The organism is Gimesia sp. (assembly GCF_040219335.1).
Lineage (GTDB): Bacteria > Planctomycetota > Planctomycetia > Planctomycetales > Planctomycetaceae > Gimesia.
In genome coordinates, this window is record NZ_JAVJSQ010000010.1 from 187051 (window position 1) to 208442 (window position 21392).

15 protein-coding genes are annotated in these 21392 nt (G+C 46.9%); 9 read left to right on the top strand and 6 right to left on the bottom strand.

The features are described 5' to 3' along the window. Positions 1-15: 15 nt before the first annotated feature. From RID21_RS09955 to RID21_RS09965, 3 genes are all read left to right on the top strand, one after another. Positions 16-981 carry a DUF1559 family PulG-like putative transporter gene (locus tag RID21_RS09955; RefSeq protein WP_350188490.1) on the top strand — a complete coding sequence of 322 codons (966 nt, stop codon included), beginning with the start codon at positions 16-18 and terminating at the stop codon, positions 979-981. Between the two features lie 243 nt (positions 982-1224). Then, on the top strand, positions 1225-2844 hold the full coding sequence (locus RID21_RS09960; RefSeq protein WP_350188492.1) for a hypothetical protein: 1620 nt from the start codon (positions 1225-1227) through the stop codon (positions 2842-2844). A gap of 12 nt (positions 2845-2856) precedes the next feature. Beyond that, a complete protein-coding gene (locus RID21_RS09965) occupies positions 2857-4431 on the top strand; it encodes an ABC transporter permease (protein ID WP_350188494.1) in 1575 nt (524 codons plus the stop codon). 18 nt (positions 4432-4449) lie between these two features. Here RID21_RS09965 and lipP1 read toward each other — a convergent pair whose 3' ends face one another. Then, complete coding sequence (lipP1, locus tag RID21_RS09970) at positions 4450-5394, bottom strand: LipP1 family hormone-sensitive lipase (RefSeq protein ID WP_350188496.1); 945 nt, start codon at positions 5392-5394, stop codon at positions 4450-4452. Positions 5395-5666: 272 nt separating this feature from the next. Between lipP1 and RID21_RS09975 the strand changes: the two genes are divergently transcribed. After that, positions 5667-6767, top strand: a complete 1101-nt coding sequence (locus tag RID21_RS09975; protein ID WP_350188498.1) for a protein-glutamate methylesterase/protein-glutamine glutaminase — start codon at positions 5667-5669, stop codon at positions 6765-6767. A 753-nt stretch (positions 6768-7520) separates the two neighbouring features. Next, positions 7521-9878 carry an ATP-binding protein gene (locus tag RID21_RS09980; protein WP_350188500.1) on the top strand — a complete coding sequence of 786 codons (2358 nt, stop codon included), beginning with the start codon at positions 7521-7523 and terminating at the stop codon, positions 9876-9878. Position 9879: 1 nt separating this feature from the next. On the opposite strand, the gene RID21_RS09985 is transcribed toward RID21_RS09980, so the two are convergent. The 3 genes from RID21_RS09985 to RID21_RS09995 all read right to left on the bottom strand — a co-directional run bounded on the left by RID21_RS09985 (position 9880) and on the right by RID21_RS09995 (position 13421). Then, a complete protein-coding gene (locus tag RID21_RS09985) occupies positions 9880-10854 on the bottom strand; it encodes an L-threonylcarbamoyladenylate synthase (RefSeq protein WP_350188502.1) in 975 nt (324 codons plus the stop codon). 199 nt (positions 10855-11053) lie between these two features. After that, entirely contained in the window at positions 11054-12748 is a 1695-nt protein-coding gene (locus RID21_RS09990) for a S41 family peptidase (protein ID WP_350188504.1), read from the bottom strand. Between the two features lie 448 nt (positions 12749-13196). Beyond that, on the bottom strand, positions 13197-13421 hold the full coding sequence (locus tag RID21_RS09995; RefSeq protein ID WP_350188506.1) for a carbon storage regulator: 225 nt from the start codon (positions 13419-13421) through the stop codon (positions 13197-13199). A gap of 702 nt (positions 13422-14123) precedes the next feature. Between RID21_RS09995 and RID21_RS10000 the strand changes: the two genes are divergently transcribed. Next, positions 14124-15773, top strand: a complete 1650-nt coding sequence (locus tag RID21_RS10000) for a hypothetical protein (protein ID WP_350188508.1) — start codon at positions 14124-14126, stop codon at positions 15771-15773. A gap of 119 nt (positions 15774-15892) precedes the next feature. After that, positions 15893-16726: a hypothetical protein gene (locus tag RID21_RS10005; RefSeq protein WP_350188510.1), complete on the top strand. Its 834-nt coding sequence runs from the start codon at positions 15893-15895 to the stop codon at positions 16724-16726. Between the two features lie 18 nt (positions 16727-16744). On the opposite strand, the gene RID21_RS10010 is transcribed toward RID21_RS10005, so the two are convergent. Both RID21_RS10010 and RID21_RS10015 read right to left on the bottom strand, forming a co-directional pair. After that, positions 16745-17305, bottom strand: coding sequence for a class I SAM-dependent methyltransferase (locus RID21_RS10010; protein WP_350188512.1), 561 nt, complete (start codon positions 17303-17305; stop codon positions 16745-16747). 80 nt (positions 17306-17385) lie between these two features. After that, entirely contained in the window at positions 17386-18420 is a 1035-nt protein-coding gene (locus RID21_RS10015; RefSeq protein ID WP_350188514.1) for a hypothetical protein, read from the bottom strand. Between the two features lie 172 nt (positions 18421-18592). On the opposite strand from RID21_RS10015, the gene RID21_RS10020 reads away from it, so the two are divergent. Together RID21_RS10020 and RID21_RS10025 are read left to right on the top strand one after the other, a co-directional pair. After that, entirely contained in the window at positions 18593-19015 is a 423-nt protein-coding gene (locus RID21_RS10020) for an ExbD/TolR family protein (protein ID WP_145443172.1), read from the top strand. Beyond that, complete coding sequence (locus RID21_RS10025) at positions 19012-21279, top strand: prenyltransferase/squalene oxidase repeat-containing protein (RefSeq protein WP_350188516.1); 2268 nt, start codon at positions 19012-19014, stop codon at positions 21277-21279. The genes RID21_RS10020 and RID21_RS10025 overlap by 4 nt, the downstream gene beginning before the upstream one ends. Positions 21280-21392 lie beyond the last annotated feature (113 nt).

A 21392-nucleotide genomic window follows, 5' to 3' on the forward strand; every position in this document is an offset into this window, starting at 1 on the left:
AATGGGTTCTTATCGATGATCTCTCTACCAGTTAAGAAATCACACTCTGCCGGCTTTGTATTGATGGAGCTGTGGTGTGTGATTGCTGTCATCGCGATACTGATTGCGCTCCTGCTTCCTGCCGTTCAGTCAGCTCGCGAAGCGGCACGAGCGACAACCTGCAAAAATAATCTGATGCAACTCGGAATTGCTTTGCAGAATTATCAGATGGCACATCTGGTGCTTCCCTCAGGAACGGTTAATTCCCAGGGACCCATTTTGAATCAGCCACAAGGCTATCATGTTGGCTGGGTGATCCAGATACTTCCTTTTCTGGACGAGCGGGTGGCGTTTCAGCGTTATGATTTTGCGAAAGGTGTTTATGACCCGGTCAATTCAGAAATTGCGAACCATAGACTGACCTGTTTTGTGTGTCCTTCCAGTTATCTGGGGGGATATAACTATGCCGGCTGTCAGAATGACGTTGAGGCACCGATCGACTCAGATAACCAGGGAGTCTTTTTTTTGAACAGTAGCATTCGCGAGAAGGATCTGAAAGATGGGCGTGCCTACACCATTTATGTAGGAGAAACGGCCGATGGTGGTTTTTTAAGCTGGACTTCGGGGACCTCCTCTACGCTGCGTAATATGGGCACCAAAATTAATCAGTCCCTGACATCTCGTATCTCATCACGAGTTGCATTTCCCTATGGTGATTCACGTGAGTATCAGTTCCAAAATGATCCGATGTCCGATAGTTACTTCGATGAATATGAAGAGATGACAGACGACAATCCGGGCGGAATACGTGAAACGGAAGAACTGACCGCGGAGGAACGCAAATCTTTGCTCCGTGTGGGAGGCTTTTCAAGTTTCCATGCTGAGGGAGCGCACTTTAGCCTGGGAGATGCATCCGTGCGTTATATCAGCCAGAAAACCGATTACGAAATTTTAAAACGCCTGGCCAATCGCCAAGATGGAAATCTGGTTGGGGAGTATTAGATTTCCAGTATGAAGGCGCGAATTATTAAATTCAGATGGAAGAACATCATGGTCCTTCCCCTGCTCTTGATTACTTCACGGGCTTTCGCACTGGAAATCCATGAAGTTCGCTGGTCATTCCAGGATCGTCCTGTAGCCTACCATTTTAACCCTGTTACTTTCCTGATTGAAAATAATCAGGAATCTCCGTTTGAAGGGGAACTGCGCTTTCAGCCGGAGTCATTTCGGGGACAGCCGATCGGCTTGGCGATCTCAACTTCGGTTTACATTGCCCCCCATGATACGAAATGGGTGCAGCTCTATCCCTACTTTTCAGAATCGAATGCCAACTGGACAGCAACCTGGCAAGAGGGAGAAAAGCGGAATTCAAAATCATTTCTCGCGCCTATACCTGTCAAGACAAAAGCGATCGTACAGCTTATCAGTACCGGAAGCCTGGAACGGGGACTACCTGGAATTAAGCAGTACCCGGAAGAAATATTTCCTCCACTGACTGATGCGGTAGATTCTCTGGAAGCCGTTGTATTAGACCATGTTCCCAGGTGGGACAAAGCACGCAGAACGGCTTTTATGCAGTGGATCTATCTGGGGGGAACGCTTCATTTATTTCAAAATGCACAGGGCGAAGATCAAGTATTTCCAGAAACCTTTACTCCATTAGATCAGAGCTCGTCTTTGATCAGATACGGGCAAGGTAGAATTATTCGACATCCACAAAAAATCAACCAGCTTTCATCGAACGATATTAATACGTTGGTTCAGAGTACACAGAAGAAATCGAAGAATATATCAGATCAGTCAGACAAAGTAACTGAAGCATATTACTCCAATTCAGATAGTGGATACTACCCGCACGCAGATATATTTTATTACCAGATGAGTGATGAAGAAATACTGACCACCCTGACAGAAATGAGTAAACCGTATCGAATCTGGTATCTCAATTTCTTTCTCGCGTTTCTGTATTTACTTGTGGTTGGGCCGGGATATTACTTTGCAACCAGATTGTCCCGCAAAATTCACCAATATTATTTATGGTATTTTCTGGGTATTGTGGTTTTCAGTCTGAGTTTCTATGTGAGTGGAAAATATAGTTCGAATCAGAACTCCCAGGTTCACTCCCTTATGCTGGCTTCAGTAATGCCAGATCAGGATATGATTCTGAGTGAATGGTCCAGTCTGGGAATGGTGACAGGAGGCACTTACGAGATTACACACGAGGGCGAGGAACATCTCTATGCAGCCTGTAATGAATTTTCTCCTGTCAATGGGATCTGCATGAGTGGATCGCAGGGAATGATGTACCTCGAAATCCCTCCCAATTCTTCACAAAGTTATTTACATAAATCCAGAACCACTAAAACGGGATTTGCCGTCTCAGTTGAATCCGTACTAAAAAACGAATCAGGCCTGGAATCGCTCGCACTGAGAATCGATGATAAGTTTCCGACAAGAATCATACAGATTTACTTTCTGGCTGGTTCGAAGTTATATGAACTCAAACAGGAACAGGATCGCCTGGTTTTTCGTGGCAGATCGCTGGATGTCGCCTCTGTGTTATATTCTTCTCCCCAATATCAATCTGGCGCCTGGGCAACTGTCAGTTTGACCGGGACCTTCAAACTGAAAGAGAGAGAAGTAGATGATTCGCTTGACCAGTTGTTTCCTGTTCTATTAAGCCGTGTGACAGGATTTTCGGGAGATCAATATTTCAATGTGCAACGAGCCGTCGAGAGTACCGGGAAACTGCTGGTTCTAGGTGAAACGCCGGAAACCCTCTTTTTAAAATCTCCGCAAGTAACGGAAAAAAAAGGTCACGTTCTATATTCTCTCGATGTTCCGTTGAACGAAAAGTTCGACTGAAAGAGGCTCTGTATGTTTCGCGGATCTTTGATCTTCACCAATTTTGCACTCAAGAAAGATGTACAACTCAGGAAAATACATCTATTTCGATTTGCAAGCATTGGTCTGGTATTTATCCTTTTTTTTTCTTCGTGGCTCAGCAGTGCACGTATTGGCTCTCCGGGGCTTGATTTTTTTACGAAAATTGTCTGGCTCAATTTCTGGCTGGTGACTCTTGCTGGAATTGGGATTTTTTCTACAGCGATTACTGAGGAAAAAGAAGAAGAAACACTGCCCTTGCTCAAGCTGGCTGGCATCAGTTCTCTGGGATTACTACTGGGAAAATCGACTGTCAGAGCAGTCCGTATCATTTTACTGATCCTGGCACAGTTGCCGTTTCTAATTCTGGCTGTCGCACTGGGGGGAATTACCCCCCTTCAGATATTTGCAATTCTTTTGGCGATGGTGGCATATGTCATACTGATTTCAAATCTGGCTCTACTTTGTTCGGTATATGCCAGACGTTCGGGGACTGCGATTGCTCTGGTGATGATCCTGCTTTTTTTTCTATTCGTGTTACCAATACTGCTTTCAGAAGCGTTTGCAAATCTGCAATCTCGTGGATTGATTGATTCTCGGGGGGTTATAGCTCAGGGGGTTGAATCGATTCATTATCTGAGTCAACAGATTTCCGTTATTGAACGCTTTCAAACAATACTGCAGGTGGGATTTAAGGAGTCGGTCTTCAGCATGCAGGTTGTAAGCAATATTTTGCTAGGTGTTGTCGCTTTTTTTGCTGCTTGGGCCTGTTTTGAACCCTGGTCCCTTCGTACTGATACAGGCCAGGTTAGCGATCAAATGCCAAGTTTGAAAACGCGACTTCGTAAAAGTCGTCCCAGGCAGCTGGCATTTGTGTGGAAAGAGTTCCAGTTTAATTCTGGAGGCAAAAAGGCATTTATTCTCAAACTAGTCATCTATCCTCTACTAGTTGTGCTCATCACAGCGGGAGGGATGTTTCTGGATGGTTATTCTTCCGTTTCATTTATCTCGTCATACAGTTGGCGCGGAATGATGAGTACATCGCAGTTGTTACTTAGTGCAGGTTTTATTGTCGAGAGTACCCTATACGTTTCACAGATGTTTCGAGATGAGCACAGACAAAAGATGCTCCCATTAATGCTTTTACTCCCCCATTCTCTCTCGAGGATTATTTATGAAAAAACTGTGGGGCTAAGTCTGGCACTCATTCCAGTTGTCAGTGGGATCCTTCTGATTGTAATACTGGCACCTGACAGTCTGCTGGAAATGGTCGACATCAACTGGCAGATTTATATCCCACTGATCATGGTCCAATATGTCGTCTTTTTACATCTGCTGGCTTACTATTCCCTGGTAGTACGCTGGGGCGCGCTGGCGATTGCGATTGGTAGCTTGATCCTACTGCAGGCCTGTCTGACACCGTTTTTGCAGATAATGTATTTTTTCTTTCGTTTCTCAATCGGCGCAAACGGTATTATCATGCCAGCGTTTTATCTGAGTCTGATCAGTTGTGTTGTCTTGCAGTTCCTGATTTCAGGTAAACTGCGTCAGATCGCAGCAGAGGAATGAAAATAAGTTGGCTGTTGGTCAATTGCGAGTAAAAACCTGTTTGAGGTGACGACCAGCCAGTTGTACGGCTTCATACGCACGGTCGAAGACATCAGAACGCCGGAAAAATCCATGGATCATATCTTCAAAATTGATATGGGTCACATCGATTCCCGAGGTCTGCATTTGTTCGACGTACTGTACCACTTCTGTGTAGAGAGGATCGTATCCCGCTGTAATCACCAGGGCATCGGGAAGTCCCGTCAACTCTTTGCAACGCAATGGGGAAGCATAAATTTCTCGACCCGATGATTCGTCTGGCAGATATTGGTCCCAAAACCACTGCATTGCTTTTCTAGTCAGGAAATAATTTGTCGCATATTTATGATAGGACTCGGTGTCAAAGAAATAATTCGTTACTGGATAAACCAGCATCTGGTAGTTTAAACTGATGTTCTCTGCTTCCCTGGCTTTAAGGGCCACCGCTGTGGCGAGATTCCCGCCGGCACTATCACCTCCAATTGCAATTCGACTGCGATCGAGATCTAAAGTATCTGCCTGATCTGTAATCCAATGTGTCGCTGTGAAAGCATCCTGAAAGGGAATAGGGTACGGGTATTCCGGAGCCATCCGGTAATCAACAGAGATCACTTTACAACCAGCGTTTCCAGCCAGATCCTGACATAGACCGTTATAGGCATCGAGGGTTCCCATGACCCAGCCCCCGCCGTGAAAATATATCAGTGCGGGCCACTTATCGGGGGGAGTAGAATCAGAGGTTACTGCAGGAGTAAATATTCTCGCTTCAAGCTGGGAGTCATCGACGGGAATAAAAATGCTTTCAATCTGAGCGGCCGGTAAATGGGGTTCAGGTGAGGGAGTTAATGTTGAGCGTATGAACTCCGGAGTCATTTCTTCAAACGGAGGTAAATCTATCTGAGCAATTTCATCTAGGTAACGTGCAACCTGGGGATGGACTGGCATTTTATGTTCCTGAAATTGATGGCAGTTAGAGGCGGTGCAACTCAATAAATGCGAAATACATCAGAATATAGTGTGGGCCGATTATAGCGGATGGGCCGATTGGGCTGCCATGGATTGCTGAATAGATAAAAAAATAAAAGCCCCTTTCCAAAGGTGAGATTGTTTGTGACCTATTGTTATTACAGAGAAACCCGTATCTATATCTAATTCTCCTCAATGCAGCAGGCTCATGCTCTCGCTGATATCCGCTGTACCAACAGGTAAGTCTAGTTATGTCCTCACATCCGATTCGCGTTTTAATCGTAGATGATTCAGCTGTCATTCGCGGCCTGATTTCCAAGTCTCTTGAGCAAGAACCCGAAATCATCGTTGCTGGCACAGCTATGAACGGGGAACGGGCTTTGAGTTGGATGCGTGCGAATCCTGTGGATATCGTGATCCTCGATGTTGAAATGCCTGTCATGGATGGATTGACAGCATTACAGAGAATTCAGAGTGACTTTCCTGATGTTCCTGTGATCATGGCCAGTGGTCTGACCAGTCAGGGCGCGAAAACCACAGTCAAAGCGCTTTCGCTGGGGGCTGTAGGATGTGTGGCAAAACCACAGACGGCAAGCGCAGCGGAAAGTATTCGTGTGCTTTCTCGCGAATTGGTCATGATGATCAAGGCGGTAGCTGGCAAACGCAGTTCCACAACTCAGGCTGTCACTCCTTCTTCTTTTATGAGAACGGAGCCCCCTGCTGCTTTTCCTGCTTCAACACCGTTATTTAAGCGAAATATCAAGTTTTACAAGCAACCAGAGGTGCTTGTGATTGGGACCAGCACAGGTGGTCCTAAGGCACTGGCTGAATTAATGCCACAGATACCAGTTGATTTTCCGATGCCGATTCTGATCGTACAGCACATGCCACCCGGGTTTACAGAAATTCTGGCTTCTCACATTCAGAAGGATAGCGGGCGAATCACTGTAGAAGCAAAGCATGATCAACCATTGGAATCGAATAAGACATATGTTGCCCCTGGAGGCAGTCATATGCTTATTGGTGAAAAGAATGGTCAGAAAGTAACATTGATCAATCAGGCGCCTCCAGAGCATTTCTGTCGTCCTTCTGTCAATCCCTTATTTCGGTCAGCTGCAGAACACTATGGAAGTGCCACACTGGCTGTGATGTTAACAGGTATGGGGGAAGATGGAATTGAGGGAAGTCACGAGGTTGCCCGTGTAGGCGGAACGATCATTGCTCAGGACGAAGCTTCCAGCGTTGTCTGGGGTATGCCTGCAGCTGTCGTCATGGCAGGACTGGCAGACAAAGTATTGCCCCTCTCAGAGATTGCCGCAGAAATCAAATCTCATTGCCTGGTCCGTGCCTGAGCTGAGCCTTGTTGAAAGGCTTCCAGCCACTTGGTGAAATATCGCCATAACCGGTATCTTTGCGACGATCCGTCCATCGTGGAGAATCACTTTAACAGTCGATTTTCAAATATGGTTACGGATTTGATCAGGTAGATTTCGATAACTAAAAATGACCTGATATAGGCTATAACCAACTTTAGTGCTAGCCGGTTATTATCAGATTCACGACTAGGTTACCGACCATGAGACAGCATCCCTGATCTTATCTGGTTAATGATGAAACAGGTAGCGGTCTGGTTCTCAGAATTCACTCTTGCCGAACTGAACCAGCTGTAACTTGATCGTTGCAGATTTCATTTTTAATTCAGATTTTGTTGATCGCCAGTATCGTTCACCCCCCTCTGAACGGTGCTGGCGTTTTTTATTGATCGGTTCATCTCTTCTATATTTCACTTCAGTTTGAATGGTTCGCTTTGCTCAAAGCTGACGGACTTGTCTGGTGGAAACCTGTGGCGACCTCCCTGCAACTGTCATCTTCGCTGAATTCCTCACTCTCCGAATCCTCTCGCACACATTCTTATAATCTCTTGAGTAATGGTGTTTCTTTGACGACCGGTTTTTATTTGGAAGATACATTTTTAAGGAGGTGAATGCCCCCAGTTTTAAGGCGGTGAATCTACTCTTCTCCAGTCATGATCACAGGCAGCTGACGCATCAGCGCTTCATCTGCAGCTTCTCCATCGAAAACTGAACCAGCGCTGTCTGAATCTAATGCACACTTATAAGCCATTAACACGGGTCTCTGCTAAGCTGCGAAAGTGGTCAATTTCTGATCGCCTCAAGTGTGGGTTTGGACTACTGGTGCTGGTCCAGGTAGTCAGTGGAGCCGTGACTCTATATCAACTTTCCAACATCAATCATGACATTTCTCAACTAGTGACAGTAGAAGAGCCTCTCGAAGCATCTATTCTGGAAATGGAAATCGAAGCAGGCAAGATGGCGCGGGCGGTGCTCGACTATGTACGAGACAGAGACAAAGAGCATCTAGAGAAACTGATACTTGCCAGGGACCGCTTTCAGGATAATTACCATCGCTATCATAAACTGGCACTATCTGATCTGGGGCCGGATCTAAACAAGCGGATTGAATCCGATTATGCGGAATACAATCGCATGTCCGCTGAACTGGTCAGGCTGGTAGACAAACGGGATGCAGCCTTGCACGTCTTCGTAAATTATGTCAAGCAGATCGATCAATTAATTGGGAAAGAGCACAGAGAAACGGATCAGATACCCTCCGAAGCAGAGCTGAAAAAAGCAGATGCATCACATAACATGGAGAAGTATCTGAATATTACGTTTGGCTCAATCGAAGAGTATATCGTTCAGCGAAATCAGAATTTGCTGATGAGGATCTTTGATGCAGAGCGTAAATTTCGGATGTTCGAAGCACAATATCTACTCTCAATCTCCAACCAGTTGGAATTACAGCGAATGAACGAAATTGATTCGCTGTTTGAAAAGGCAACGACTTATGGCAATCAAATCGTAAATATCACAGATGATATTGATCACCAGTTGGCAGGCTATGAACAGAAGCTGGAGACGATCAATGAGTTGTTGCACAATCAGATCCATCCGTTGATTCACGCAAATACTGTTAAAGCAACTTATCACGCAGATGCTTCCATCCAGTCAGCGATACTCGTCATCAGCATCCTCGCGTTTATTGGGACAATTTTTGCCTTATTCTCGGTATGGATAATATCTCGAGGAATTGTATCTCCCATCTTAGAGCTCTCCCGAAGTGCGGAAAAAATCGCAGCTGGTGACGTGGACCATCGTATCCAGGTGGAATCACAAGATGAAGTCGGTCGTCTGGCCAATACCTTTAATCACATGGTGGAAGACCTGGTCATTGCACAACAGGAAGCAGAGAAAGCCAGTAAGATTAAGACCGCATTTCTGGCAAACATGAGTCATGAAATTCGGACTCCCATGTCTGCAATTTTGGGATTTGCAGAGATAATGAGGCAGCGGAATCAGGATTCGGAGACATTACGTCATCTCGATACAATTAAAAAGAACGGCGAGTACCTGTTGGAGTTGATTAATGACATTCTGGATGTCTCCAAAATTGAAGCAGATAAGCTGGACGTCGAAGCGATCGAGTGTTCATTGACTGAGCTGGTGGATGATGTCAAAACCCTGATGGAAATTCGAGCCATCGACAAAGGACTTGATCTGAGCGTTCAAGTGGAAGGTCCGGTTCCCAACTGGATTGAAAGTGATCCGGTTCGACTACGACAGATTCTGATTAATCTCTTAAGTAACGCCATTAAGTTCACCAGAGAAGGCAGTGTTCAGCTGGTACTGAGAGCAGTTACTCTTGATTCAAACGAGCAAGGCCTGCAATTCGATGTAATAGATACGGGTATCGGCATGACGGAGACTCAGCTCTCGCGGTTATTTAAACCGTTTGTGCAGGCAGACTGTTCAACCACTCGTAAATTTGGAGGGACGGGACTCGGGTTGACGATCTGTAAACGACTGACTCATATTCTGGGGGGCGAAATTTCTGTGTCAAGCGAATACGGGAAGGGAACCATATTCACTGTGACTGTAAAGTCCGGAAATATACAGACTGATGAATATGTAGAACAGACTGCGTTCGCGCGTCAGGGAGAATCGAAAGTTCTCAGTCAGCCAGGATCTGAAGGCAGCGAAAGCTATCGAATTTTAGTCGCTGAAGACGGGCCGGATAATCAGAGGTTGATTCGCTATTTTCTGCAAAAAGCTGGCCATGACGTGACCCTGGCTGAAAATGGTCTAATTGCAGTCAGGCTTGCGCAGGAAGCAGTGGAAAGAGGAGATGCATTTGACGTGATCCTGATGGACATGCAAATGCCCGAACTGGATGGTTACGGGGCGACGAAGCAGCTCAGGGCGTCTGGATACCGTCTTCCAATTATTGCTTTAACGGCCCATTCCATGTCGGGATCAAGGGAAGAATGCCTTGCAGCAGGTTGTGACAGTTTTGCTACAAAACCGATTCAGCTGGAGCAATTGTCTTCAATCATGCATGAGTGTGTTGTTAATTCTCAGGAACGGGCTCAGTTGAATCTATAGATCAGTATGCGGCCCGTTCCAGCCGATTATTGATTGTCCTGCCCAGTCCTCTCTCAGGAAATCGTAGTGCTACTATGCATTCGACTTCGGATTGATCCAGGTTCCTTAAAGCTGTAAAGAGATTTGCAGCTGCCATTTTTAGATCTCCCGTGGGAGATAAGATTTCCTGAGCAGCAAATTCTCGTCCGGCAAGAATTGTTTCCGAAAGCGGGTAGAGGCTTAGGACGCCAATCGTCTCGACATCGGGAATTTGATCTAACTGGTCAATCAGATGCAATCGAGTTCCAGGTGCGTAATGGCGAGGAAGCATTCCCGGGCTGACCTGGGATTTCGTCTCTGCATAATCTTCGATTCTGGCAAGCCTCACTTTTCCTGCACAGGCTTCAATGTCTTCCAGTGAAATCCCCCCAGGACGCAACAGTACCGTAGTATCTTCATAACATTGGATCACGGTGGACTCGACACCAACCTGGCAGGGGCCACCTTCAAGAATCATAGGAATTGCATCACCCAGTTGTTCTGCTACATGTTGGGCCTGAGTCGGGCTGAGGCATCCAAACTTGTTAGCGCTTGGGGCTGCAATCGGCAGGCCCGTAGCTTTGAGCAGTTTCCGAGCCACAGGATGGGCGGGGATTCGAATTGCGACGGAATCCAGACCGGAAGTGACCAGATCGGGGATTACAGACCGTTTTGGTAAGACTAAAGTTAAAGGTCCCGGCCAGAATCTTTCGGCGAGTCTTTGTGCTTGAGACGATAAACCTGTGGTAAAATCGGCAAGTGAATCGATCTCTGCGATATGAACGATCAGGGGATCAAAATGAGGTCTTTGTTTGACTTCGAAAATGCGGGCGACGGCGTTCGGGTCTAGCGCATTCGCCCCGAGTCCATAGACGGTCTCTGTCGCAAAAGCGACCAGTTCTCCTTTTCGGATCAATTCTGCAGCTGCAGAAACATCCTGCGTGATTCTACATTTCATGACGAGAGTATATGCAGTTTTACTGCCTGGTTAAATTCATGGCTGATAGGGGATTAATAGAAAAAGACTCTCAGATCATACCGTTCTCGACAGCCGGGGCAACCGAAACAGCCTGGGGCTGTCTGTCGATTCGAGTATTCAACGAGAGTCTGTATTTTATCAGGATTAAGTCTAAACGTGATTCATTACCCGCTTGAATTTATCCTGAAAACTGAAATCGTTGTGGACTGGTCTGACGATCTGCTGGAATATTGTTTACGAGTTCACCAGGACGCTGGCTCATAATGGTATTGATGCCAGCTCGTAAGTCCTGGTCAACGGGACCAATATTCTGCAGTTCTCGTTCAGACATGTTGACTGGGATATCGGGGGTCACACCCGCTCCTGCCATTTCTCTACCCGTTGGAGAGTAAAATTTCGCAGTCGTCAGCCAGAAAGTGCCGGAAACGGACTGCAGGGGGAAGTGAGTCTGAACTGTTCCCTTGCCATAAGTTTTTCGGCCGACAATCAAACCGCGACGGTTTTCCTGGACTGCTGCTGCAAAGATTTCACTGGCACTGGCACTGTCGCCATCAACCAGGACAACCAGAGGCATCTTCCAGGTCTGATCATGAGTTGCTGTTTCAACAGTGTTATCACTCTGGTATCTACCGCGAGTCGAAACAATTTTCCCACTGGGCACGAAGCGGTTTGAAACACTGATCGCCTCAGTCAATAATCCTCCCGGGTTACCCCGCAGGTCAAAAATCAGCGATTGCATTCCCTGCTGGTGCAGTTTCCACAATGCCTGATCCAGTTCCTGAGAAGTCCCTTCGCCGAATTTCTCCAGACGGATCAAACCAATTTTCTGTTGGGAATCTACCATTTTTACTTCACTGATATTGGTGATACGAATCGCCTGACGGTTCAGGTTGACCCGTGCCGTCCGGCTTTCACGACGGACATCGAGAGCGACGCTCGAACCTGCAGGACCGGTGATCAAATTGGCGACTTCGTCCAGTGAAAGACCTGCGAGACGTCTCTGGTTGACACCGACGATAACATCACCACGCTGGAGTCCAGCCTGTGCTGCAGAGCCGCCATTCAGTGTTCGGAGGATAACTGCTCCGTCATCATGGGTTTTCAGTTGCACGCCAACACCGACGATATTATTTCCTCCCGCGTCAACACGTGGACCGGATGTCGTGGGAGTAAACTCAAACCGCGAGTGTTTATCCAGGGCTTCAAGAGAACCGTACGCAAATTCATAAATGACCCCTGTAGCTGGCATTTGTAACTGGCTACCTGCGATATCGGTTGCCTGACGCAATACAGTTACAGCATCCTGAGCAGATCGTGCAGGATTTTGATTCATGAGCTGTTGCCAGCGGTTCTGAGCCATGCGGATCTGGTCCGGAGAAGCAGACACGCGGTTGATTCTCAGGAAATTCTGATTTTCAACAGCAAAGATCAGGTTCTGTAACGATTTTTTAGTACGCACATCATAAGAAGGAGGTTGAACATGACGTGAGTCGATCATTCGGTTTACTTCCAGATAGAAGGTGTAAGCCCGTTGGGGATCAAGAGTCTGTAACGTTCCAACAACTGACTGGCTGTTATAGCGTTGTGAAATCTTTGCTCGCAGTTCCTGGTTCGGATCCAGCGGGACCTGTTCAGGGAACCGGGTGTCGTACCGTTCCCGGTCATATTGAGGGAGCGATTTCTGCTGTAATTCTCGAATCAGTTCACGTAATCGCTGGCTGTCATAATCAGACTGAAACGAGTCGCGTGTTCGGCGGTCTGGAACAGAATAATTTTGTTCGGGATACTGATCACGGATCCGGTTTCGAGATCGGTCATTGGGGTATTCCTCTCCTGAAAGCAGCTGTTTTAATCTGGCATCATAATCATCCATGCTCAATTCATTGGAGACTGGCCGAAATCTCCGGTGGCGTTGAGCAGGTTGATAATCTGAGTCTGATCGATGACGCGGAATGGGCGCGAAATCTGAATTTGAAGGGCTTCGATAGCGGTAATCCTCTTGATGATCAAGAGACAGGTCGTAATTACCGCGATAATCGTTTCCCTGGTAAGGAGTGTATTCTGCGGCGTGAGAGAAGGTAGCACATCCTGACAGAAAAACTGCTGTCAGCAAAATTACCATTCCCCAGACCACGAGCCGAGCGGAATTAACAGTTTCAGTTTGATTGTACTTGCATTGTGATCGATTCATGATCCCCTCCGATTTCAGTCGTCTGGCGACTTTGATGCCCGGCCTATCAACTTCCTCTATGATGGCTTAACGGAATAAAAATATGAAAATTAACAGCTCACCTAATGTGTGCCGTTCCACTCTTGCCTCTTCAGGCACATTGAGCATTTAAACCCTGGTTGATACTTTCTGAATTCATGGCACTCAGGTGCTCAGGTGAACTCTCCGTCTCGAGTAATTCACCCCGAATAACGCGAACGTTCCCGGGAGCTTCAATTCCGATCTTGATTGCCCCTTTGCCGGTCTTCAAAATCTTGATGACAATGTCTTCGCCAATCTGAATTACTTCATCTCGTTTTCTGGTTAATACCAACATTGAATTTCTCCTGTTCTGATGAAACATCATGTAGATACAAAGATCAGTATGATGTCATGTTGTTAGTTAAAAGTGGCTGTTTATACTCTTAAGCATTCGGCGTGCCAATCAATTGTGCGACATGGCTGTGTGTTTGTAACATGCTGAATAGTATTGGTTTATCGAATGTGATAAAAAAGTGCTTCAAAAATACTGGCTGTTTGCCAGTGTAATAATGACAACAACTACATATACGGTCCCAAAGTTACAATGGGTCAAACTATAGTGCGTCCATTTTATGATTACAGGAAACTGGTTTTGCAAGCCTCTATATTCAGCAAACAGGACGCAGGCAGGAGACTTTGTGTTGTTTTCCCAGTCTTACAGTTGGGCTGGCATGAGAGATGATGGTGAGCCATTTTTGATAACAGTCAGAAGACGGGGAACTAAACGCTGGTGGACTCAAAGCGTGGTCTTGACGTAATTTCCAAAACCAGTAAACTTCGCCGCTTGATCAGTCTGGTTCAGTCGTCGAGGCCGAAATGAAAATTTCAGGCTACCTCTCATCAGCAGTTCGTCCTATCTGGAGTTAAGCTGCCAATCTGAACGGGCCCGCTTGGTTCAGATGTTGTCATCGGTGAAACTGACTGAGTCTGATCAAGCGATTGTCATGGAAGGCACATGTTTACCAAGCCAAAGAATTCACGAGAAAGGATTGTGTGAATGTATTCCCGCTACCACCACACTACTAATCACCACAAGAAACGTAAGGACATGTTGTCTTTTGGACCTCGCGTTCTGTTAATGCTGGTCCTCTCTGGTTTCGTCGTAACCGGTTCTTATTCGAGTGCATTTGCACAATCACCGAATGACGACAACAGCAAGCTGGTCAATGACCTGCTCCGCTTGCTGGAAAAATCTGAACTCGCAACTCGAGATCGAGAGTACAAGCCGTCTGGTCTCGATATGCCTCCTGCTCCGCAACTGAATCTCTCTCGTGTGAACATCAATGAGGTCAGAGATACTCTGAATCAGTTTGCGAGCGATTCTTCAGATCTGGCCATACAACTGAACCGTGTGATGTATCAGGTGCCAGGAGTAAGAGAATATGTTGCCGATGTTTTGAAAGTACGGGCACGTGCTTCCATTCTGGCAGATCGCGTTCGTCGGACAAATGATTTAAACCAGATTGCAGCTGAATATGGTGAGATCGATCAACTCTGGAGGGTTGTCTCCCTGCAACTGGATCAGGTACGTGGCCTGGATCGTCAGTCGCGTAATCTGATTGCCAGTATGAATGCTGCCGAACGAAAACTGGGCGACCTGCTACAGACTGGACCACAGCTCAAACGGACAGATCTCCTGCGTCAGACCTCTGCTTTGAGTAATGCACTCGCCATCTTGATTCAAGATGTAGAGTTCGAGCTGTCTCGCGAACCGCAACGCCTCGAACTGGTAAGGCAGGGGCAGGAAATTGAACAGAGAATGATCCAGGTCACAAATCTAATTATTGATCGGCAGAGCTATGATTCCATCAAGCGGGAATATCTGGCATTCCGCGATGCGTGGAATACCTATGCCACTCGCCTGCGTTCTTACAATGATCGCATAATAAGTCGTGGTATTCAGCGAGTCATACAACAGGATCGTTCGATTCAGGAACTGCTCTGGTTACCACAGGATGGTGCCAATCTCCAGGAAGTAGCGCACTTGACAGAAGCGCTGAAACGCGATGTGGACGAATTCTATCGTCGTGCTACTCTGCGTTTGCTGATTAGCTTGCCTCCTGCTAATTATCTGGCTACTTCGGATGAATTCTATGGTACTGTTGAGAATCTGATCGACACAGTCAATCATAATGAATCGACGGCGAATCTGATTACTTCTTTCCAGTACATTGAGTCTTCCTGGAAAGATTTCTCCGCAATGTTCCATACTGTCGAAAGTCCTGCCGCGCTGCAGTTGCTAGATAAGGTGGATAACTCAATCAATGCTCTGAGGGTAGCACTGAGAATTGAAGCACCTTCCGACAGTATTGATATGGCCAAACTGGTTGTTGCTCTGGAAACCCAGAGTACTCAGTTGTCGCTCATCGCTGAGCAGTGGCTGGCAACCGAGTCTCCCTCTTTCAGGCAGGCAACACAGAATTCCATTCGAAATTTTTCAAACACGGCACATGAACTGCATCGCATCGTACTGGTGCAGCCCGTTTCCATGAATCTGGTTCGATCCAAAAGTAACGAACTGTTCGAAAAATGGTTTCAGGTGCATGAGAAAATTTCGCGTTGCGAAACTCATGAAAAATATCAGTTGCAGGAAACAGCTGTCCGTATCACTCAGATGCTGATGGATCTGCGATATGCAACTAAATAAACTGAAGTAAGAGTTATGAATTTCAAAGCAGGGCCCTCATTCCATGGGGGCTCTGTTCTTGCGCATTGAAAGTTGCAGAATGGCATATAAGCAGGAATCCAGATGAGAGGGCTCGATCGATGAATTCGCCTCCCACACCAGAGGAACATCCCAGCGGTTCGCCCGGAAGTCAGGATGAAACTGACTGGGTAGACTCGATCGTTGCGTTCTTTGAAGCAATGCAGCGGTTCTTTCGGATTCGAGTTCTGGCTCTGCATCGTGATCGGAAAGATCGAATTGAAACACGGAGTACGGCATTGCTCCCCCTGGCAGGATTTACGCTGGGGTTGATAGTCATTGTATTGCTTGCTCTGTTACAGTTTCTCTGGCCACTGGAAGTTGCCGTACTACTGGTTGCTTCACTCGAGTTATTGTTTTTACGAACCTTTGTGCCAGAATCAATTCCCCAGTGTCGAGAACTTTTGAGTCAGCGTGGGACTTCTGGTTCAGCTGGTAATCTTTTCGTATTGACGATTGTGTTCATGCTGCTCCGTGTCAGCTTGTTTTATCAGCTCTATGCCAAATCCGAGTCGTTGCTTCCACCTTCGATTCTGATTCTGATCTCAATTTCACTGGGGACCTGGATTATTCCGTTTTCCATCAGTGTCGTGCAGGCTCAGGATGATACCGCTCGGTGGGTGAACCCCAGATATCCGCTTTCTTTGAAACAGCTGGCTTATGGTAGCTGTTTTCTGATTGTCGTGATTATGGCTGGGAGTTGGTTTGCGTTGCGCGATCTGGCGCCAGCCCTGGTCGTATCCGGGCTGGTGATTTATTGGGTGATGCGAAAACTGGAAGATCATGATGCAACTGTGACCGACGTGCATCTGGAAGGACTGGCTTCATTGTTCCAGATTCTTTTTTTACTTGCGAGTACAATCGATTTTTCATTTCTGAAAACGGTCTCGGATTGACTTGGCATTTGGCTGGAGTCAGGCACGACGTCTGAATTCGGCCCGCATTAAGCCATGTGCAAATTCCGTCTGGTGAATGACTCGAAAACCATGCGATTCCAAGAGCGGTGCGGGATCAATCAGGGCAGGGGCCTGAATGTTTGAGACCACTTTAAAGAAAAGATACATGGTTTTCAGCCAGAGAGTTGCACGTAGTTGTTTGAGTCTGCTACCTGCTACCTGAAAGTCTGCATATAACCAGATCGCATCATTGCAGCAGGAATCAGCGATTCTGGTAATGCCCTGGCTGAGTGTCGGTTCGTTAAAGACATCGAGAAAGAAGTTCGTTACGACCAGATTATAATGATCTTCGGGCATGTTTTCTTTGGAGAGATCACATTTATAAAAGCGTACGCGTGGTCGTGCCTCGGGAAACTGTTTGTTTATGCGGGCTTGAGCTAAATCCAGCATGACTTGACTGGAATCGATGTAATGCACTTGCGGGCAGTTTGTCTGCTTCAGGAAATCCAGGAGAAACCGGCCATCGCCCTCACCGATCAATGCTACTTTTTCAAGGTGGGATAACTCTGTTAAATACATAGTACGGCAAAGTTGCATCTGATTCCGAAATACAATCTTCTCCAATCGCTCAAAGTAGGGAGCGATCCGATTAAAGTTCATTATGCAATACTCAGAATTAACCAGGGAGTTAGTAGTGCCAGATCTGCTAAAACTGGTTTTAAGCGTAAACTGACAGTTCCGCGATCCAGTCCGATCAAGAGTAACGTGCTTAAGAGCAGGGATAGTTCGAACGCTGGTATCTGTTGCTTCCAAATCATTAATACAGAAATGACTGACTGAAGAATGAGAAAGACAATTAGTAAATTATGAAACTGGTGTAGTCGTTCAGGCTTGCTGGTAAAAAAAGTTACTTCCCGGGCGTCTAAATCGGAAGTAAACTCCCAGCGGGAGATTGCAAGGCAGTTCAAAGTACAGATAGCAAAGAAACTGAAGCCGGTCCAGAAATGGTAAGGAGTCCAGGTTGGTTGTTGGACAACGATAAAGAAATGGATTGCTATGGAAAAAAACATTCCAACCAGAAGTTCTCTCGGCAGAAAACTTCTTGCCAGATGAGGGAAACAAAAGCAACTCACGAAATACAATGCCAGCAATGATAACAGGCATAAGCCCCGCTTCAATTCTGTAGAGTTAAGTGTCACCAGCAGGAAACAAACCGAAAACGTGGCTATAAGTAACCAGAGTCCAAGTAAAGGTATGAAATACCGAGAGGTAAACCGGTGGCGCGGAGTATTTCTAATGCTCCCAGGGGTTCTCAGTGTGTCCAGCAGTCGATCTCCGGAATAGGCCAGCCAGGTGACACTGAATAATATGTAGTATTGAGCTGGAATGACGTAGCAATTGTATATGCGGGAGAAGCACCAGAGCCAGGTAACGGCAACCAGTGGTGCATCCAGACTGAGAGAATTTATCGATAATAACGCCTTCTTGAGGAGATGGCGGATAGAACCAGTCAGAGATAATGTGTTTTGCCCCTCGTATGTAAGCTCATCGGGGTGTGAGAACTTGTCCAGACTGGTTAATATTTTACTTAACATGTTACCTGTAAGTGATTTCTGGAAAACGTCGCTTTCATCTCGAGCAGTTCCTGTAAAAAATAACACGGAAACAGAAATAGGGGCATTAGAGTCAGTCAAAACAGATGACTCAGGTGGTAGTATGTATTGAAGAATCAGAAGCTCTCTGAAAATTAACCTGTTGAAACAAATATAACTCTTCGCATAAAGTATTAAAGACCATATCCATTTGAATTCCGGGACGAGAATCCCTGTTTTCAGGGATCATACAGCTTCGAACAGGAATCTGAAGATGCCGCTAAAAACGGGGACTGTTGAAGAGCCTAAGCTCGATTTAACCCCCATGATTGACATTGTATTTTTGCTGATCATCTTCTTCATGGTCGGTACACAGTTTACTGAAATGGAGCGTCAGTATGACATTCAACTCCCTACAGTGACTGATGCGAAGCCACTGACCAACCTTCCTGATGATATCATAGTCAATGTAAGTCAGAATGGTGAAGTCACACTTCAGGGAGAAAAGAAGACGTTGACAGAGCTGGAGACAGCCTTGAAAGAGGCTGTCAAGAATTTTCCGGGACAGTCTGTAGTCATCAGAGGGGATTCAACAGGGCCTTACCAGAATGTGATGAATGTTCTGGATGTCTGTCATCGAGTTAACATTCGGTCTGTCTCCTTAGCGAATCGATTGAGTGACGAATCCTCAAAATGAACGATCGACTGCATAACCTCATCGAAAGAATTCTGTCAGGACGTGCCATCACGTTTGAGCAGATTCTGTGGGGTATCCTCATCCTGGCCGCATTATTTGCATCCATCCATCTGCTCTCGATGCTGGTGACGCGCTGGGGAGACAGTAATGCATCATCCAAGGCACTGTTGTTTTCAATAATCGTGCATCTGTCATTGTCCCTCGGGGTCGTCACGCTCTGGCCTGAACAGCCCCCCCAGTCCCTGAGTAAAGCAGAGTTGGCTGAGGAACGTGAGCGAAAAGAAAAAGATCAGCAGAAATTCACGCTTCAGGCTGAAAGTACTGAGACCATCAAAAACAAGGAGCCCGGGAATACTCCTGTCTGGGATCAATTACAGAAGCCCGAGAAACAGGAATTATCCCGTATCGAACTCACACGCCCCGAATTTGATCCTTTGATGGCACCTCCTGAGAAAGAACTTCCCCAGGAAATCTCGGAAATGCCGATGCCTGATCTGATATCGGAGGCCGATTTACCGATCACTCCCGCCCGGGTAGAGCGAGAGAGCGTCAGCCAAAAGAAAATTCAGGCTGTCGCACCCTTGGAGATCACTGACACAACGGCGGAATCCCGGGCAGAGGTCTCGGTACCTTCGACCTCTCGTGAACGGAGTAGAATGATCCGAATTGGTCAGTCGAATCAGGATGTGAAACGTCAATCAGCGCCCGGGGCCGTAGATCGAATTCAGCCGTCGTTCAGCAGCGAAAAACAGACGCTGGCCTTGAATGCGCAAGTTGATCCGCAATCGAAACTGGAACGGAATGCCAAAGATTCCATGGTTTCCCGCAGGACCGGACCTGCTCCGTCCAATCTGAAGATTGAACCAACGGGAGTAGAAACTGACGCAGCAAGTCAGACACAGGCGAATTCTGCACCGACCGAGCCAAGGTTTTCTCGTCGAAGAACCCGATCTACCCGGTCGGTATCGCAGGGGACTGTCAAACGCTCTTCACCTCAGGCAACAGCGGGTAAGGAAAACCCTGACACACAGCGATTGATGGCTGAACGCAGTTCGTTGCCGCTGGCAATCAACAGACCGGGTTTGCAACCAGATGCAATGCGTCCCAGTTTTGATGCGGTTTCAAATCGTACTAAAGCAAATATTCCTGCGACTTATCGATTGAGAAATCTTTCGAAACGCAAGGAAATCGCTCAACGCTTTGGTGGAACGGAAGAATCAGAGCGCGCGGTGGAAGCGAGTTTGAAATGGCTGGCGACACATCAGGAACCAGCCGGATTCTGGGATGCAGATCGATTTGGCGCAGGTAAAGTGCGCATTGACGAACAGGGAATTGACCGTCGTAATGCGGGGATACAGGCCGATTCCGGACTGACGGCTCTCGCGATTCTGGCCTTTCTGGGAGCGGGATACACTCAAGAAGAGGGAGATTATTCAGATAACCTCAAACGGGCGATTGGCTGGATGGTCGAGAATCAGCGGTCGAATGGTTTTCTGGGAGGAGAAGCGACTCATTACGCACGCATGTATTCACATGCGATGGCGACATATGCCTTGGCCGAAGCATATGGATTACAGTCGGATCCGCGGTCTAACCCTCAACTGCGTGAAGCCGTGGGGCGGGCCGTTGCCTATATCGTAGAAAATCAGAACCCCTATGATGGAGGATGGCGCTATGTCAAAGGGCAGAAAAGTGACATGAGCATGTTTGGCTGGCAACTGATGGCGCTCAAGAGTGCTGAAATTGCCGGTATTCCTATCCCCTCCGATACCAAACAGCTGATGGTGAAATTTTTAAAGGAACGCAGTCTCGGCAAGAATAATGGCTTGGCAACCTATCGATTAATGGAGCCTGCTACCCCGCCGACATCCGCGATGACTGCAGAATCTTTATTTTGCAAACAGATGCTGGGAATCAGGCGGGATAACCCAGCCTGTCGAGAAGCAATTCAGTTTATTTCAGATCGCCCTCCACGCCTCTCAGAATACAATCTGTACTATTGGTACTATGGCACCCTGGCGATGTATCAATATGGAGGAGCACCCTGGCGGGACTGGAATGAAGACTTACGAGATCTATTAATTTCGGAGCAGGTCACACGCGGAGAAAATGCAGGTAGCTGGGATCCACGCCCCCCCTGGGGACCATATGGTGGTCGACTTTATTCCACGACCATCAGCACACTCTGTCTGGAAGTGTACTATCGTTTTTTGCCTCTGTATCAGATGGGAGGCCGCTACGATGATGAACCATCTCAGGAATGAAGTTGAATTTCCAGATGGCAGTGGTTGATTTCTACACCTGCATCTCACATACAATGTGGTTAGGATCCTTGATCTCTCAGCGTGTGCTTTGTTGTACGCTTATCGGAAAAAAT

What these genes read in the sequence shown, in the direction of transcription:
- RID21_RS09955 (WP_350188490.1), top strand. Translation starts at nt 16, where the DNA reads ATGATCTCTCTACCAGTTAAGAAATCACACTCTGCCGGCTTTGTATTG.
- RID21_RS09965 (WP_350188494.1), top strand. Translation starts at nt 2,857, where the DNA reads ATGTTTCGCGGATCTTTGATCTTCACCAATTTTGCACTCAAGAAAGAT.
- lipP1 (WP_350188496.1), bottom strand. Translation starts at nt 5,394, where the DNA reads ATGCCAGTCCATCCCCAGGTTGCACGTTACCTAGATGAAATTGCTCAG.
- RID21_RS09975 (WP_350188498.1), top strand. Translation starts at nt 5,667, where the DNA reads ATGTCCTCACATCCGATTCGCGTTTTAATCGTAGATGATTCAGCTGTC.
- RID21_RS09980 (WP_350188500.1), top strand. Translation starts at nt 7,521, where the DNA reads ATGCACACTTATAAGCCATTAACACGGGTCTCTGCTAAGCTGCGAAAG.
- RID21_RS09985 (WP_350188502.1), bottom strand. Translation starts at nt 10,854, where the DNA reads ATGAAATGTAGAATCACGCAGGATGTTTCTGCAGCTGCAGAATTGATC.
- RID21_RS09990 (WP_350188504.1), bottom strand. Translation starts at nt 12,748, where the DNA reads ATGGATGATTATGATGCCAGATTAAAACAGCTGCTTTCAGGAGAGGAA.
- RID21_RS09995 (WP_350188506.1), bottom strand. Translation starts at nt 13,421, where the DNA reads ATGTTGGTATTAACCAGAAAACGAGATGAAGTAATTCAGATTGGCGAA.
- RID21_RS10000 (WP_350188508.1), top strand. Translation starts at nt 14,124, where the DNA reads ATGTATTCCCGCTACCACCACACTACTAATCACCACAAGAAACGTAAG.
- RID21_RS10005 (WP_350188510.1), top strand. Translation starts at nt 15,893, where the DNA reads ATGAATTCGCCTCCCACACCAGAGGAACATCCCAGCGGTTCGCCCGGA.
- RID21_RS10010 (WP_350188512.1), bottom strand. Translation starts at nt 17,305, where the DNA reads ATGTATTTAACAGAGTTATCCCACCTTGAAAAAGTAGCATTGATCGGT.
- RID21_RS10020 (WP_145443172.1), top strand. Translation starts at nt 18,593, where the DNA reads ATGCCGCTAAAAACGGGGACTGTTGAAGAGCCTAAGCTCGATTTAACC.
- RID21_RS10025 (WP_350188516.1), top strand. Translation starts at nt 19,012, where the DNA reads ATGAACGATCGACTGCATAACCTCATCGAAAGAATTCTGTCAGGACGT.